This is a genomic window from Synechococcus sp. CBW1006 (assembly GCF_015840525.1).
Classification (GTDB): domain Bacteria; phylum Cyanobacteriota; class Cyanobacteriia; order PCC-6307; family Cyanobiaceae; genus CBW1002.
The window spans coordinates 1,373,276-1,387,154 of the sequence record NZ_CP060396.1; the positions used below are offsets into that span (position 1 = coordinate 1,373,276).

Genomic DNA, 13,879 nt, shown 5'->3' on the forward strand with positions numbered 1-13,879 from the left:
AGAACAGGCGTCGGACGAGGCCGAAACCTGTCCTAGCCCCAGCCGGGTCGGTCAATCGACCGGAGCACTGGTGAGATCGCCGAACGGCGGCCCGCTAAGGTGCCGCCGCCGAAACCGAAGCGAATCTCGATGACGAAGCGATCCCTCACCAGCCTCAGCGCCGACGAACTCCGCGGTAAGCGTGTCCTGGTGCGGGTCGACTTCAACGTACCGCTTGATGACGCCGGTGCCATCACTGACGACACCCGCATCCGCGCCGCCCTGCCCACGATCAACGACCTGACCGGCAAAGGCGCCCGGGTGATCCTGGCGGCCCACTTCGGCCGTCCCAAGGGCCAGGTGAATGAAGCCATGCGACTCACCCCGGTGGTGGCCCGCCTCAGCGAGCTGCTCGGCAAGCCGGTGGTGAAGACCGACAGCTGCATCGGCCCCGACGCCGAGGCCAAGGTGGCCGCCATGGTCGATGGCGATGTGGTGCTGCTCGAGAACGTGCGCTTCTTCGCCGAGGAGGAGAAGAACGATCCCGAGTTCGCCGCCAAGCTGGCCGCCCTGGCCGAGGTCTACGTGAACGACGCCTTCGGCGCCGCCCACCGCGCCCACGCCTCCACCGAAGGCGTGGCCAAGATCCTCAGCCCCAGCGTGGCTGGCCACCTGATGGAGAAGGAACTGCAGTATCTGCAGGGCGCGATCGACGAGCCGAAGCGGCCGCTGGCCGCGATCGTGGGCGGCTCCAAGGTGAGTTCCAAGATCGGCGTGCTCGAGGCCCTGATCGACAAGTGCGACAAGGTGCTGATCGGCGGCGGCATGATCTTCACCTTCTACAAGGCCCGTGGCCTGGCGGTGGGCAAGAGCCTGGTCGAGGAAGACAAGCTGGGCCTGGCCAAGGAGCTGGAGGCCAAGGCGAAGGCCAAGGGCGTGCAGCTGCTGCTCCCCACCGATGTGGTGCTGGCCGACAACTTCTCCCCTGACGCCAAGACCCTGACCACGTCGGTGAATGTGATTCCCGACGGCTGGATGGGCCTCGACATCGGCCCCGATTCGATCCAGGCCTTCCAGGCCGCCCTGGCGGACTGCAAGACCGTGATCTGGAACGGCCCGATGGGCGTGTTCGAGTTCGACAAGTTCGCCGCCGGCACCAACGGCATCGCCCACACCCTCGCCGACCTCAGCGCCAAGGGCTGCTGCACGATCATCGGCGGCGGTGATTCCGTGGCCGCCGTGGAGAAGGTGGGCGTGGCCGACCAGATGAGCCACATCTCCACCGGCGGTGGTGCCAGCCTGGAGCTGCTGGAAGGCAAGGTGCTGCCCGGTGTGGCTGCCCTCGACGACGCCTGAGCAGCGGTCAGCCTGCGGGCATCAGGACGCTGGCTTGCCCTGATGCCGGCGTGCCGGGCCTGCGGGTCGTTCCGGCACGCTGATCCCCATCTTCTGCAACAGGTCGCGCATCTCCTGGCGCTCCTTCTCCATCAAGCTGGCATAAGCCTGCCGCTGGGATCGTTTACAGGCTCCCAGAGCCTGCAGATTCTGCGCCTGATCAATGCAGGGCCGGGTCTTCTGCAGGATCTCCTGACGGACCTGGATGCCACGGCGCTCCATGGCCTGCCGGGCCGTGAACAGTTCCTTGGCCTGGGCTGGGGAGAGCTTGAGTCGTTCCTCAGGATTTCCCCTCTGGGGGGCTCCCTGCCGTGTCTCGGCCGCCACGAGGGTCTGGGACAGGACCACGGGCGGCGCCAGCAGCGACAGGGCGGCGATCACGGGCAGGGCGCGGCCGAACAGCACCAGCCGGGAGCGTTGGGTCGAGACCGGGTTCAACGGGAGGGTTCGGTCGGTGTTGCAGGTCTCAGGACTTCTGCTGGTCATGAAAAGGTCCGGGGAAGGGGTAGGAAGACAGAGGAAACGACCAGGAGCCGCGGCACTGCCGCCATCCTGACGGCACCCCGGCCAACTGGTCTGATGCCAGGCGCTCAGAGGCCGAACAGCAGTTCCAGCCAGGAGTCGGCACGGGAGGGAGCGGCGCCATAGGCCTGGGAGCCGTAGTCAGGCAGGGCGGCGCCATAGGGATAGCTCCTGCCGGAAGACTGGGGCGAGCCGGGATAGCGCGAGCCTGGCGACCAGCGCCCCCGGCCGCCTTGATCGGGCACCGGCAGGCCATAGCGCTGGCGGAGTTGTGCCAGCTCACTCATCTGCTGGCGGCGCTGATCCATGCGGGCCTGCTGCTCCCGCTGCTGACAGGCCTCAATCGCCTGAAGGCCACGAGCCTGCAGGAAGCAGCGCTCGGTCTGGCTGAGCTGGCTGAGGCGCCGCCCCGACTGACGACGTTCCTGGGCAAGGCGCTCCTGGAAGTAGTTCCGCCGTTGCCCCGTGCTGAGGCGATCGAAGGCCTGGGCCTGCGCCCGCTGCCAGGCCTGCCACTCGCCTTCAGCGGCCTGGGGTCTCTGGGGTTTCTGCGGCCGGAACTGCTGTGACGGCTGGACCTGCTGCGAGCCACTCGAGGGACGCCAGGACTGGGCCTGGGCGGCACCACCGGCGAGCAGCAGGGCTCCGAGCAACAGGGTGGCGCTCCGGCCAGGGTGCGAAGGGTGCGGGAACGGCCGGGGCGAGACGGTTGACGGGTTGGTCATGGGGTTCCGTGCAGTCAGGCCCCATGGTCGGCAGAGGGTCTGACGGAACTGTGTCCGGTCAGGGGGCCAGGTGTGACCGGATCGGAATGGATCGAGCGGCCCCGCAGACCCACGGCAAAACCACCCGCCTGCGGTCCATCGCCGCGGCGGCAATAGAGCACTCCGCCATGCATCGACGCCACCCGGGCCGCGATCGCCAGGCCGAGCCCACAGTGGCCCTGGCCGCCGCGGGCCTCATCCAGCCGCTGGAACGGCATCAACGCCTGCTCCCAGCGTTCCGGTGAGATGCCGGCGCCCCGATCCCAGAGCTCGATGCGGAACTCCTCTGGATCGTTGGCTGCTGTGTCAGGGTCTGTGGCGCGCAGCACAAGCCGCAGCGGTGGTTCACCGTGGCTGAGGGCGTTGTCGATCAGGTTGCCCACGGCACGGGACAGGGCGGTGGGCTGCACCACCCGTTCCATCGGTTCGAGGTCCAGCTCCAGTACAGCCGGATCGAAGGCGGCGGAAAGCTCGGCCAGCAATTGATCGAGCGGCAGACGCACCGGGATTTCGGCATCGGCGCCACCGGCAAAGAGCAGAAACTGGCTGGTGATGCGCTCGAGTGCGTCCAGATCGGCCTCGGAGCGGTCCCGTTCCGGCCCGGAGAGGGGTGCGAAGCTGAGCCGCAGGCGCAGGCGCGTGATCGGACTCTTGAGGTCGTGGGCGATGCCGGCCAGCATGGTGGCCCGCTCCCGCTCGCTGAGCTCCAGCCGCTGCACCATGGCGTTGAAGCGCAGGGTCAGCCGCCGCACGGCACCGGTGCCGTGCGGCGCCAGGGGCGGCAGCTGGGCCTCGCGGCCCACCCGGCCGAGCGCCTGCTCCAGCTGGGCCAGGGGGCGTTGCACCTCCAGCCAGAGAAAGGCCAGACCCGCCAGTCCTCCTCCCGACACCAGGGCGAGGCTGAGCACGAGCGGGTCGGGGGGCCAGCGCGAGGCCGGCGGCAGGGCCGTGAACAGCCACACCGGCTCCAGGGGAGACAGGAGCTCCACCCAGACCCCCCGGGCCTCAAGCCCTGCCGGCACCACGGTGGGGCAGCTGTTGAGGCGTTCGCACAGCTCGAGCCGCAGGCGACCGGCCTGTCGATAGAGGCGCCGATCGCCCGTGGGCAGGGGCTGTGGACCCACCCGCAGGGGCAAGCCGGTGAGCTGGGCCACGGCCGATGGGGGCAGGCGCTCCAGGGCCAGTTCCCCAAGACGCAGATTGAAGGCCACCTCCTGGCCGAGCTGGGCGATCTGGGCCCGCTCCAGACGCCGTGCCAGCAGCAGTTGCAGCAGGACAACGCTGAGTCCGAAGCCGGCGGCTGCCACCAGCAGAAAGCGCAGCAGGATCAGCAGGCTGTGGCGCCGAAATCCCCCGGGTGACTCAGCGACTGCGCGGTTGTCCATCCGGTACGAAGACGTAGCCGTAGCCCCAGACCGTCTGGATGTAGCGAGGCCGGGAGGGGTCCGGTTCCACCAGGCGGCGCACCCGTGAGACCTGCACATCCATGCTGCGGCTGTCGGTCTCGGAATCGGGTCCGCGGGCCAGCTCGATCAGGCGTTCGCGCGACAGAGGCCGGTGGGGATGCTGCACGAAGGCGCTGAGCAGGCTGAACTCCCCGCTGGTGATCACGATCGTCTCCTGTCCCCGCCGCAGGGTGCGGGCGGCCAGATCGAGCTGGTTGTCACCGAAACACACCTCCTGCCCTTCCGCCATCGGCGTGCCGGCCGGCAGAACCACCCGTCGCCGCAGCACGGCCTCGATGCGGGCGCTCAGCTCCCGCGGCAGGAAGGGTTTGGCGAGGTAATCGTCGGCCCCCTGCTCCAGTCCGATGATCCGGTCCACCGCATCACCGCGGGCGGTGAGCATCACCACCGGCAGATCGTCGCCACGGTCGCGCAGCCGCCGCAGCAGGGTGAGGCCATCGTCACCGGGCATCATCACGTCCAGCACCACCAGATCGGGGCGCTGGTTCTCGAGCCGGGCCATCAGCTGGGCGCCACCGGCCAGGCAGCGCACGTCATAGCCCTGATCGGTGAGGTAAGTGCCGAGCAACTGGCGCAGCTCGGGATCGTCATCCACCACCCAGATCCGTTGCGTCTTGCCCATGGCGCCAGGGGGGGAGGAGGGGAACCGGCCGGCACGGCCTGGGCCGACTGTATGGAGCGAAGCGGCCCGCCACCGCTGCGGAAGGATCTGGTCACACCTGGCACTGAGGTTGGTCACAGCCAGGGGCAGCGCACTTCATAACCTTGGCCCATGGGGACTTCCGGCCCGCCGCAACTGTTGCCTCCCGCCCTCCGGCTCCGGCCGGGGCGCCGGCAGCGGCGGCTGGCTGCCCTGATGGCCGGCACGGCCGTGGCTCTGGCCGCGGCCGTTGCTCCATCCCCTCCGCTGCACGCCATGCAGCTGGCCCAGCAGCAGCGGGATCTCGAGACCTACCGCCAGCGGCTGCAGAACCTGTTCCGGCGGCTGGACCGCAACGGCGACCAACGCCTCGAGCGGAGCGAAGTGCGGGGACATGCCTACATCGAAAAGCACTTCGAACGGTTGGATCGCAGTGGCCGAGGCCATCTCACCCCCGCCGACTTCGTGCCCCACCGCGCTGCATGGCAGGGCGAACGGTTGCGGGCGATGTTCCTGCGGGCCGATCACAACCGCAATGGCCGGATCGAGCGCGGCGAAGCCAAGGACCTGCGATGGCTGCAGGAGAACTTCAGCCAGGCCGACCGCAACGGGGATGGCGGCGTCAGCCTGCAGGAACTGGGTGAGCTGCGGCGGCATCGGGCGGGATCCGCGTCCTGGTGATTCAGGTCCGCCTACAGCCCGTAACCTTCAGAGCTGGGTCAAGATCGGGGCTTCGGGCTTGTTGGTCGGCGAGGAACACCGCCTCGAGCTTTCCCCCGCGCCGACAGCCCAGGCCTCCGCGTGCTCTGTTGATGCTTTTCCAGCCACTGGCCCAGCGGCACCGGCAACCCGAGTGGATGGACCAGCCTGGCCTCGATCCCGCCGCCCACACCGAGGCCCTGGAGGGCCTGCGGAGGATCAACGCCCTCAGTGGTGCCGTGGGTTCCCTGCTCGCTCCGATCCGTTCCCTGGCCCGGGAGCACAACGGACAGGCCCTGCGGGTTCTCGATCTGGCCTGCGGCGGCGGGGACAACACCAGGGCCCTGGCGGAACGGGCCCGTCGCGAAGGGCTCGCCGTGCGTGTCGACGGCTGCGACCTCAGCCCCCAGGCGGTGGCCATGGCCTCACGCAGCTCCAGGGAGCGGGATCTAGACGGAGTCTTCTTCCAGGCCGACGTCCTGAAGGATCCCCTGCCTGACGACTACGACGTCATCCTCTGCACCCTCTTCCTGCACCATCTGGACGAGGCGGCGGCGGTGGGTCTGCTCAGCCGGATGGGTCGCGCCAGCCGCCAGCTGGTGTTGGTCAATGACCTGATCCGCAGTCCCCTGGGCTACGGGCTGGCCTGGGCGGGCTGCCGCCTGCTGAGTCGCTCCCCGATCGTCCATTTCGATGGCCCCGTCTCGGTGCAGGGCGCCTTCCAGCTGGAGGAAGTGCGCTCCCTGGCGGTCCGGGCGGGTCTCGATGGCGCCAAGATCCGGCGCAGCTGGCCCGAGCGCTATCTGCTGTGCTGGCGCCGGCCAGGCGGCCCGCCCCAGCCTTGATGAACGCTCCGGACTGGGATGTGATCGTGGTCGGGGCCGGGCCCGCCGGCGCCCTCGCCGCCCACCAACTGGCCCGTCGCCGGTTGCGGGTGCTGCTGGTGGAGAAGCGGGCCTTTCCCCGCTGGAAGGTCTGCGGCAGCTGCCTGAACGGCGTCGCCCTCAGGGCCCTGGAGGATGCGGGCCTGGGCCACCTGGTCGACGACCAGGGCGCTGTTCCCCTCGCCCGGCTCCGCCTCGGCCTGCAAGGCCATCAGGTGGACCTCGCCCTGCCCGTGGGCCGATCCCTCTCCAGGAGCCGCTTCGACCTGGCCCTGAGTGAGGCCGCCGTGGCTGCCGGAGCCGTGTTGCGCCTGCAGACCGAGGCCAGCGTGGGCGGTGCCTGTCCGGGGGGCAGGCAGGTGCTGCTGCGCTCCGGCGACGAGCATCAGAGCACCAGCGCCCGGGTCGTGCTGCTGGCCACGGGGCTGGGCAGTTCCGGGCTGGATCCGGACATCCCGATCCAGACGCGGATCAACCCCCACGCCAGGGTCGGCGCCGGCTGCCGGCTGGACGCCGAGGTGAGCGGCTATGGCAAGGGCACGATCCACATGGCCATCGGCCAGCACGGCTATGTGGGGCTGGTGCGCAACGAAGACGGGGGCCTCAACCTGGCCGCGGCCTTCGACCGCACCCACCTGATCGCTGCCGGAGGTCCGGCCGTCTGCGCTGCCACGGTGCTGGCCGAGGCCGGCTTCGATCCCGTGCCCCAGGGCAGCGAGACCTCCTGGCGGGCCACCCCGGCCCTCACCCGCCAGAGCACACCCCCGGCGGCCGAGCGGCTGCTGCTGCTGGGGGATGCCGCTGGCTACGTGGAACCCTTCACGGGCGAGGGCATGGGCTGGGCTCTGGTCGGGGCTCTGGCGGCGGTGCCCCTGGTGCTGCAGGGGCAGGAGGGCTGGAGCCGGGGCCTCGAGAGGGAGTGGTCCCGCCGCCATGCCCGTCTGATCGGATCGAGGCAGCGCTTCTGCCATGCCCTGGCCTTCGCCCTGCGGCGCCCCGGCCTGAGCCGCACCCTGCTGGCGGCGGCCGAGCGCTGGCCGGCACTGACCGCGCCACTCCTCCAGCAGCTGGGTGGTGCAACCCTGGAACGTCTGACCCCAGAGCCATGTCCCTGACAATCCACGGCCTGGGGACGGCCCTGCCCCCCCATCGCATCGCCCAGGGCGACGCTGCCGCCATCGCCGCCGAGGTGGCCCTGCCCAACCAGGTTCCCTCTGCGTCCCAACGCCGGCTCCTCGCTACCCTTCATCGCCGCTCAGGGGTGGCCACACGCCACAGCGTTCTGCTGGAGCCCACGGGCACGGAGTCGTGCCATCAGCAGTCCTTCTTCGGAGCCACCAGCCCTGGCACCGCGGAACGGATGCGTCGCTACGCCCAGGAAGCGCCAACGTTGGCTCTGCGGGCCGTTCTCGCTGCCCTGGACCAGGCGCAGTTGCCCCCAGAACGGATCACCCACCTGATCACGGTCTCCTGCACCGGCTTCCAGGCGCCTGGCGTCGATCTCGCCCTGATGACCGCCCTGCCGCTGCCCACCGACGTGGCCCGCACCCACGTGGGGTTCATGGGCTGCCATGGAGCCCTGAACGGTCTCCGGGTAGCTGCCGGATTCACCGGGGCTGATCCTGAAGCCTGTGTCCTGCTCTGCGCGGTTGAGCTCTGCAGCCTCCACCTGCAGTACGGCTGGGAGGCCGAGCGAATCGTGGCCAATTCCCTGTTCGCCGACGGCGCCGCCGCCCTCGTGGCCTGCGGAAAGGAGCCTGAGGCTGAGTCGCCTTCAGCCCCTCGGCTGCGGCGCTTGATCGCCAGCGGCTCCCTGCTGGTGCCCGACAGCACCGAGGCGATGTCGTGGGCGATTGAGGATCACGGCTTCGCCATGGGCCTGTCCCCACGGGTCCCAGACCTGATCGCGGAGCATCTGCGGCCCTGGCTGACCGGCTGGCTGGCTGTCCATCAGCTGACGCTCGCTGCCATCGGCTCGTGGGCCGTGCATCCCGGCGGCTCCCGCATCCTCTCAGCGGTGACCGAGGCCCTGGGGCTTGATCCCCTCCTGATCGAGCCCTCCCGATCGGTGCTCAGGGACTGCGGCAATATGTCGTCGCCGACCCTGCTGTTCATCCTCGAGCGTCTGCGGCGCAGCGGCGCTCGCGGCCCCTGCCTGGCCATGGCCTTCGGCCCGGGCCTGTGTGTCGAGGTGGCCCTGCTGGCCTGAGGCGCTGCAGGGGAAAGCTGCCCGGGCCGTTATGACAGCCTTCTGGCGATCCGCATCGAGCCGGTCGTGCAGAGCTCTGACTCACCGCTCCCATCGGTGGCCTTCCTTGGGCTGGGTCAGCTCGGAACGCCGATGGCGACAAATCTCCTGGCCGCCGGCTTCCCCCTGACAGTTCACAACCGCACCCGCAAGGCGGAGGAGCCCCTGGCTGCGGCCGGCGCTGCGCGGGCATGCTCACCAGCGGATGCGGCAGCCACAGCAGAGATTCTCTGCCTCTGTCTCACCGATGGTGCTGCGGTGGAAGACGTGCTGTTCGGCCCCCAGGGTGCCGCCGCTGCTCTTCCTGCGGGCGGATTGGTGATCGACTTCTCCACGATCGATCCCTCGCAGGCGCAGGCATGCCATGACCGCCTCAGGCCCCTTGGCCTCGATCTCGTCGATGCCCCAGTCACGGGGGGGACCGAGGGTGCCAAGGCTGGAACGCTCTCGGTGCTGGTCGGAGGCGCAGAGGCTTCGGTCCATCGGGCCATGCCGCTGTTGCAGACCGTCGGGAAGACCGTGACGCACTTCGGGCCGATCGGCGCAGGCCAGCAGGTCAAGGCGGTGAATCAGGTGCTGGTGGCCGGCAGTTATGCGGCGGTGGCGGAAGCCATGGCCCTGGGCCAGCGGCTGGGGTTGCCCATGGAGATGGTGAGGCAGGCCCTCTGCGGCGGTGCCGCGGGCTCCTGGGCCCTGGAGCACCGCGCCGCCACCATGCTGCGGGGCGACTATCCCCTGGGGTTCAAGCTCTCCCTGCACCGCAAGGATCTGACGATCGCCCTGGCCGCCGCCAGGGCAGTGGGGTTGTCCCTGCCGTTGAGCGAGCGGGTGAGCCATCTGGAAGAGGAGCTGATCGCCGCCGGCCATGGCGACGACGACGTGTCCTGCCTGATGCGCTGGTTCCAGGCCTGACGTCTGCACTGAGCCTGCCTAGGTTGCAGGACGCAACGCCCCACGGAGGACCAATGACAGCCCGGCGGCCGGCTCGGATCCCGGAATCCCTGGCCTGATGACCGTTGCGCTGCCCACCAGCCTGATCAAGGCCGACCTGACCGTGCTTGATCTGCTGCGCCAGCTTTACGCGGCAGACAGCACTGGCAGTCATCAGCTGCGCTATGGCCTCACGGCTGTCGGCTTCGATAACGGCAATCTGGCCGGCGGGCTCGGCACTCCGCCGCTTGCGATCGCCATCAATCCGGAGGAGCAGGCCTTCATCGAGCAGACGTTTGCCCGCCTGGCCGGAGTGATCCGCCTGCAGGCCAGCCAGGAGAACAGCTTGGCCAGTCCACTGCAGCTGGTGTCGGTGCAGGAGGTTCGCGATCACGGCGGCTTCGCCGACACGATCACCGGGATCACCTACACGGAATTCCGTTTCGTTGTGGCGCCCTCGGGCCAGCGATCCTTGATCCCAGCCGTATCGGGCGTGACGATCGAGGCCGAACTCAACAATGATCCCGGCCTGAGTGCGGCGGAACAGCGCACGCTTGTGCACGAGATCGGCCATGCCCTCGGCCTTGATCATCCGGGTGGCAACCCCGATGATCCCAGCTTCAGTGACCTGGACACGATCATGTCCTATCGGGTCGGCGGCGATGCCCCGGCCACCTGGTTCTCGAGCACTGATCTGCAGGCCCTGGTGGAGATCTGGGGGGCCGCCTCAGCAGTTCCCTCGGCTCCAACGGTCCCATCGGGAAGCCCCGACCGCTTCGTGATCGACAGCGTGACGGGCCGCTCGATCAGCGGCTTCGAGAGCGGCATCGATCAACTGGTTGTGGCAGCTGGTCTCCTGGATGGTCAGGCGGCCAGATTCCGACTGATCGATGGCAACCGCAAAGCGCTGAAGAAGGGCCTTGCCTCCAAGGCCTCCCTCGTGTACTGGGAACCCAGGGGTCAGCTGTTCCTCAACGACAACGGCAAGGACGCCGGCTTCGGCAATGGCGGTGGCCTCCTGGCCGAGCTGGACCCGTTCACGCCCCTGGCTCCAACGGACATCCTGCTGGCTTGAGCCGTGCTCGGGCTGGGCCCTTCAGGGTTGCAGAGCCTGCCGATCCGTCACCACGCGCACCCGTTTGGTGGCGCTCACGATGCCCTCGGGATGCACCAGCAGGATCGCCCAGGTCTGGGAGCCGGGGGTCGTGGGTGCCTGCACGACCTTGAACAGGCCACCGCCGCCCAGGGCACCCAGCTGCAGGTCGGGACTCTCGACCGCCGACAACTGCTCGGCTGTCAGGGGCACGATGCCACCGGCCACCACGGCACCTTTCAGGGGTTCATCGAACAGCACGTCCACGTCGTAGCGCTGGCCGGTGAGCACGGCATCGGGGATCAGCAGGCTCACGGGCAGGTCGACGTCACCACTGCGCAGGATCGACTGCTCGCGGATCACGGTCTGGCCGTTGATCCGGCTGCCGCTGCTCTCGAGGGCAAGCTGCTGGGAGGCCTCCAGCTGGTAGTTGTAGGCCCCGTCCTGACGATGGCCGGTGACCGTGACCGTGACGGTGGCGCGGCCATCCCGCAGCGGAGCCGCCGGTGTGATCTGCCAGCGGGCATCGGGGAACAGCTCGCGCAGGGTTCTGTAGCGCGCTTCCAGCTCACTGGGATCGAAGCCTGGACCAGCCTCGAGCAGGGCCGCCAGATCGCTGCTGCCAGAGCTGTTGAGTGCCGCCTCGAGGGCCTGCAGCAGGGCTGGCGTGGGAGCCGCAGCCCAGGCTGCGGGCACCCCGGCCGCCAGGCCACCCAGCACCAGAGCGGCGGCCAGGCCGCGCCGGACCCAGCCGAAGCCGGCGCGCACTGCACGGCGGGATGAGGAGGACGTGAGAGAAGGGGACAGCGACAGGAAGGTCAAGCGGTGGAGCGGCCCGGGCATGGCTTTTAAGTTAGGCGCGGCCGCACGCCCCGCCCATGCCCAGGCTTCTGATCGCCGCCAGTGGTACGGGTGGCCATCTGTTTCCGGCCCTGGCTGTGGCGGAGGCTCTGCCGCCCGCCTGGAGCGTGCAATGGCTGGGGGTGCCTGATCGACTGGAGCGCCAGCTGGTGCCGAGCCGCTATCCGCTCCACACGGTGCGGGCCGGTGGATTGCAGGGGCGAGGTCTGCGCAAGCTCTGGAATCTGCTGAAGCTGCTCAACGCCACCCGGGCCGTGCGCCGCCTGATCCGGCGGGAGCAGATCACGGTGGTGTTCAGCAGCGGCGGCTACATCGCCGCACCGGCGATCCTGGCGGCCCGCTGGTGCGGCGTGCCGGTGGTGCTGCACGAGAGCAATGCCATCCCCGGCAAGGTGACGCGCCTGCTGGGCCGCCTCTGCAGCCGGGTGGCGGTGGGGTTGCCGCAGGCGGCCGAGCGGCTGCCCCGCTGCCGGCCGCTGGTCACCGGCACACCGGTGCGCCAGGCACTGCTGGAACCGGCCCCCCTGCCGGAATGGGTACCGGCCGGTGATGGCCCGCTGCTGCTGGTGGTGGGCGGCAGCCAGGGGGCCCTGGGCCTGAACCGGATGGTGCGACCGCTGCTGCCGAAGCTGGTGGCGGCCGGCTGTCGGGTGGTGCATCTCACCGGCAGCAACGATCCTGAAGCCGGCCAGACCAGCCTCAGCGGCCTGGTGGAACGGCCCTTCAGCGAGGCCATGGCGGGCCTGCTGCAGCACGCCGACCTGGCGATCAGCCGCGCCGGGGCCGGCAGCCTCAGTGAACTGGCGGTGTGTGGCACCCCGGCGATCCTGGTGCCCTTCCCGCAGGCCGCCGACCACCACCAGGACGCCAACGCGGCAGCCGCAGCCGCTGTGGAAGCGGCGGTGATCGTGGCGCAACAGCCCCCCTCCGATCCCGACCTGGAGCGCACCCTCTGGCGGCTGCTGGGCCCGCGATTGGAAGGAGAGCCGGTCCAGCCCGATGCCGATCCCCTGCTGAGCCTGCGGCGGGGCATGGAGCGCCTGGCCGTGCGCGATGCCGACCGGCAGGTGGCGGCGCTGCTGGTGGAGCTCGGCGCGGCAGACGCCGAACAACAGCCCCAGGCCTGAGAGCTGTTTCAGCGGCAAGCCGTCTCAGCAGAACGCCCTCTCAGCCCTGCAGGCCGCAGCGCCCCCACTCCAGGGCCAGGGCCTGGAGCAGGCGGCGATGACGCCGCCGATCCTGGAGGCCGATGCGCAGCCAGCCCTCCCCCAGCCCCTCGAAGGAGCGGCAGCCACGCAACAGGATGCGGTGGCGCTGCTCCAGGGCCAGCCGCAGCGGCTCCAGCGACGCTCCGCCGCTGTGGCGCACCAGCAGGAAGTTCGCGGCCGAAGGCATCGGCATCAGCCCCGGCAGTGCCGCCAGCTGGGCCGCCAACCAGGGACCTTCCACCGCCACCCAGCGCTGCACCCTTGCCGTCCAGCGGTCGCGCCGCGGCCCATCGGCGAGCCAGCCGGCCGCCATCGCCGCCGCCGGGCCATTCACCGGCCAGGGATCCCGCCAGGAGCTCCACCGCTGCAGGCGTTCCGGTGCGGCCAGGGCATAGCCCAGCCGCAGGCCCGCGATCGACAGCAGCTTGGTGAGGCTGCGGATCACCACCAGGTTGGGATGGTGCGGCAGCAGGGGCGCCAGGGATTGGGCTTCTCCGGCTGGAACCAGGGGCAGGAAGGCCTCGTCCACGATCACGAGCCGGTGGCGCTCCAGCAGCGGCGCCAGGGAGTCGCGGCTCCAGAGCTGGCCGCTGGGGTTATGGGGATTGGTGATCCACAGCACCGGCGGCGCCTGCGAATGGCCTGAGAGCTGGTCATCGCCGGAGCCGGCCTGGTCATCCGCAAAGGCCGCCCCCCAGTGCTGGGGGAAGCCGGCCGGCCAGTCGAGCCGCAGGGGGAGTGGCCTGCTGGCGCCGCCCCAGGTGGCCAGGGCCCGCCGGTAATCGGCGAAGCCCGGTGCCGGCAGCGCGCTGACGCCGGTGGCCGCCGCGTCACGCGCCGCCCAGGTGAACAGCTCGGCGGCGCCGTTTCCGGGCAGCACCCACTCCGGAGGCAGACCGTGCAGGGCGGCGATCGCTTGGCGCAGGGCGCCGTAGCCGCGATCGGGATAGTCGCGCAGCGCCGGGCCGGCCATGGCAGCCAGAGCGGCCAGGCGCAATCTCAGGGGCGGCCCGAAGGGCACCAGCGAGGCGCTGAGATCGAGCAGATCGGCGGGGCGGCAACCGAGGCGAGCGGCGATGGCCACCCGGTTGCCCCCGTGGATCTCAGGCGGCACCGGCGAAGACATGGCGCGGCAGCAGCCGGAAAGCGGCTTGGACGCTAACCGCCTGTGTCCCTGCAGGCGCCCGATG

The 13,879-nt window shown here is 69.9% G+C and carries 14 protein-coding genes; 8 read left to right on the top strand and 6 right to left on the bottom strand.

Going from position 1 to position 13,879, the window contains the following annotated elements; genetic code table 11:
- Positions 1 to 129: 129 nt before the first annotated feature.
- Entirely contained in the window at positions 130 to 1,335 is a 1,206-nt protein-coding gene (pgk, locus tag H8F26_RS06545; RefSeq protein WP_197158381.1) for a phosphoglycerate kinase, read from the top strand.
- A 21-nt stretch (positions 1,336 to 1,356) separates the two neighbouring features.
- On the opposite strand, the gene H8F26_RS06550 is transcribed toward pgk, so the two are convergent.
- From H8F26_RS06550 to H8F26_RS06565, 4 genes are all read right to left on the bottom strand, one after another.
- Positions 1,357 to 1,860, bottom strand: a complete 504-nt coding sequence (locus tag H8F26_RS06550) for a hypothetical protein (protein WP_197158383.1) — start codon at positions 1,858 to 1,860, stop codon at positions 1,357 to 1,359.
- A gap of 104 nt (positions 1,861 to 1,964) precedes the next feature.
- Complete coding sequence (locus H8F26_RS06555) at positions 1,965 to 2,621, bottom strand: hypothetical protein (protein WP_197158385.1); 657 nt, start codon at positions 2,619 to 2,621, stop codon at positions 1,965 to 1,967.
- Between the two features lie 14 nt (positions 2,622 to 2,635).
- The gene (locus H8F26_RS06560; RefSeq protein ID WP_197158387.1) at positions 2,636 to 4,045 is read right to left on the bottom strand and encodes a HAMP domain-containing sensor histidine kinase; all 1,410 of its coding nucleotides are present in this window, start codon (positions 4,043 to 4,045) and stop codon (positions 2,636 to 2,638) included.
- Positions 4,023 to 4,748, bottom strand: a complete 726-nt coding sequence (locus tag H8F26_RS06565; protein WP_197158389.1) for a response regulator — start codon at positions 4,746 to 4,748, stop codon at positions 4,023 to 4,025. Before H8F26_RS06565 ends, H8F26_RS06560 begins: the two co-directional genes overlap by 23 nt.
- A gap of 177 nt (positions 4,749 to 4,925) precedes the next feature.
- Between H8F26_RS06565 and H8F26_RS06570 the strand changes: the two genes are divergently transcribed.
- From H8F26_RS06570 to H8F26_RS06595, 6 genes are all read left to right on the top strand, one after another.
- On the top strand, positions 4,926 to 5,447 hold the full coding sequence (locus H8F26_RS06570) for an EF-hand domain-containing protein (protein ID WP_197158391.1): 522 nt from the start codon (positions 4,926 to 4,928) through the stop codon (positions 5,445 to 5,447).
- Positions 5,448 to 5,578: 131 nt separating this feature from the next.
- Entirely contained in the window at positions 5,579 to 6,310 is a 732-nt protein-coding gene (locus H8F26_RS06575) for a methyltransferase domain-containing protein (protein WP_197158393.1), read from the top strand.
- Positions 6,310 to 7,464, top strand: a complete 1,155-nt coding sequence (locus H8F26_RS06580) for an NAD(P)/FAD-dependent oxidoreductase (RefSeq protein WP_231605504.1) — start codon at positions 6,310 to 6,312, stop codon at positions 7,462 to 7,464. The genes H8F26_RS06575 and H8F26_RS06580 overlap by 1 nt, the downstream gene beginning before the upstream one ends.
- Positions 7,455 to 8,558: a type III polyketide synthase gene (locus H8F26_RS06585; protein ID WP_197158396.1), complete on the top strand. Its 1,104-nt coding sequence runs from the start codon at positions 7,455 to 7,457 to the stop codon at positions 8,556 to 8,558. The genes H8F26_RS06580 and H8F26_RS06585 overlap by 10 nt, the downstream gene beginning before the upstream one ends.
- Positions 8,559 to 8,654: 96 nt before the next feature.
- On the top strand, positions 8,655 to 9,509 hold the full coding sequence (locus H8F26_RS06590) for an NAD(P)-dependent oxidoreductase (RefSeq protein ID WP_370594690.1): 855 nt from the start codon (positions 8,655 to 8,657) through the stop codon (positions 9,507 to 9,509).
- 97 nt (positions 9,510 to 9,606) lie between these two features.
- Positions 9,607 to 10,602 carry a hypothetical protein gene (locus tag H8F26_RS06595; protein WP_197158400.1) on the top strand — a complete coding sequence of 332 codons (996 nt, stop codon included), beginning with the start codon at positions 9,607 to 9,609 and terminating at the stop codon, positions 10,600 to 10,602.
- Between the two features lie 21 nt (positions 10,603 to 10,623).
- Here H8F26_RS06595 and H8F26_RS06600 read toward each other — a convergent pair whose 3' ends face one another.
- Complete coding sequence (locus H8F26_RS06600) at positions 10,624 to 11,355, bottom strand: hypothetical protein (protein WP_370594691.1); 732 nt, start codon at positions 11,353 to 11,355, stop codon at positions 10,624 to 10,626.
- 143 nt (positions 11,356 to 11,498) lie between these two features.
- On the opposite strand from H8F26_RS06600, the gene murG reads away from it, so the two are divergent.
- The gene (gene murG, locus H8F26_RS06605) at positions 11,499 to 12,608 is read left to right on the top strand and encodes an undecaprenyldiphospho-muramoylpentapeptide beta-N-acetylglucosaminyltransferase (protein ID WP_197158402.1); all 1,110 of its coding nucleotides are present in this window, start codon (positions 11,499 to 11,501) and stop codon (positions 12,606 to 12,608) included.
- A gap of 40 nt (positions 12,609 to 12,648) precedes the next feature.
- On the opposite strand, the gene H8F26_RS06610 is transcribed toward murG, so the two are convergent.
- Positions 12,649 to 13,815 (bottom strand): histidinol-phosphate transaminase, encoded by a 1,167-nt coding sequence (locus H8F26_RS06610; protein ID WP_197158404.1) that lies wholly within the window; start codon positions 13,813 to 13,815, stop codon positions 12,649 to 12,651.
- Positions 13,816 to 13,879: the final 64 nt, after the last annotated feature.

Bases quoted from the DNA above. Each gene is read 5' to 3' on its own strand.
- H8F26_RS06575 (WP_197158393.1), top strand. From the start codon at position 5,579: ATGCTTTTCCAGCCACTGGCCCAGCGGCACCGGCAACCCGAGTGGATG.
- pgk (WP_197158381.1), top strand. From the start codon at position 130: ATGACGAAGCGATCCCTCACCAGCCTCAGCGCCGACGAACTCCGCGGT.
- H8F26_RS06550 (WP_197158383.1), bottom strand. From the start codon at position 1,860: ATGACCAGCAGAAGTCCTGAGACCTGCAACACCGACCGAACCCTCCCG.
- murG (WP_197158402.1), top strand. From the start codon at position 11,499: ATGCCCAGGCTTCTGATCGCCGCCAGTGGTACGGGTGGCCATCTGTTT.
- H8F26_RS06565 (WP_197158389.1), bottom strand. From the start codon at position 4,748: ATGGGCAAGACGCAACGGATCTGGGTGGTGGATGACGATCCCGAGCTG.
- H8F26_RS06595 (WP_197158400.1), top strand. From the start codon at position 9,607: ATGACCGTTGCGCTGCCCACCAGCCTGATCAAGGCCGACCTGACCGTG.
- H8F26_RS06610 (WP_197158404.1), bottom strand. From the start codon at position 13,815: ATGTCTTCGCCGGTGCCGCCTGAGATCCACGGGGGCAACCGGGTGGCC.
- H8F26_RS06585 (WP_197158396.1), top strand. From the start codon at position 7,455: ATGTCCCTGACAATCCACGGCCTGGGGACGGCCCTGCCCCCCCATCGC.
- H8F26_RS06580 (WP_231605504.1), top strand. From the start codon at position 6,310: ATGAACGCTCCGGACTGGGATGTGATCGTGGTCGGGGCCGGGCCCGCC.
- H8F26_RS06560 (WP_197158387.1), bottom strand. From the start codon at position 4,045: ATGGACAACCGCGCAGTCGCTGAGTCACCCGGGGGATTTCGGCGCCAC.
- H8F26_RS06555 (WP_197158385.1), bottom strand. From the start codon at position 2,621: ATGACCAACCCGTCAACCGTCTCGCCCCGGCCGTTCCCGCACCCTTCG.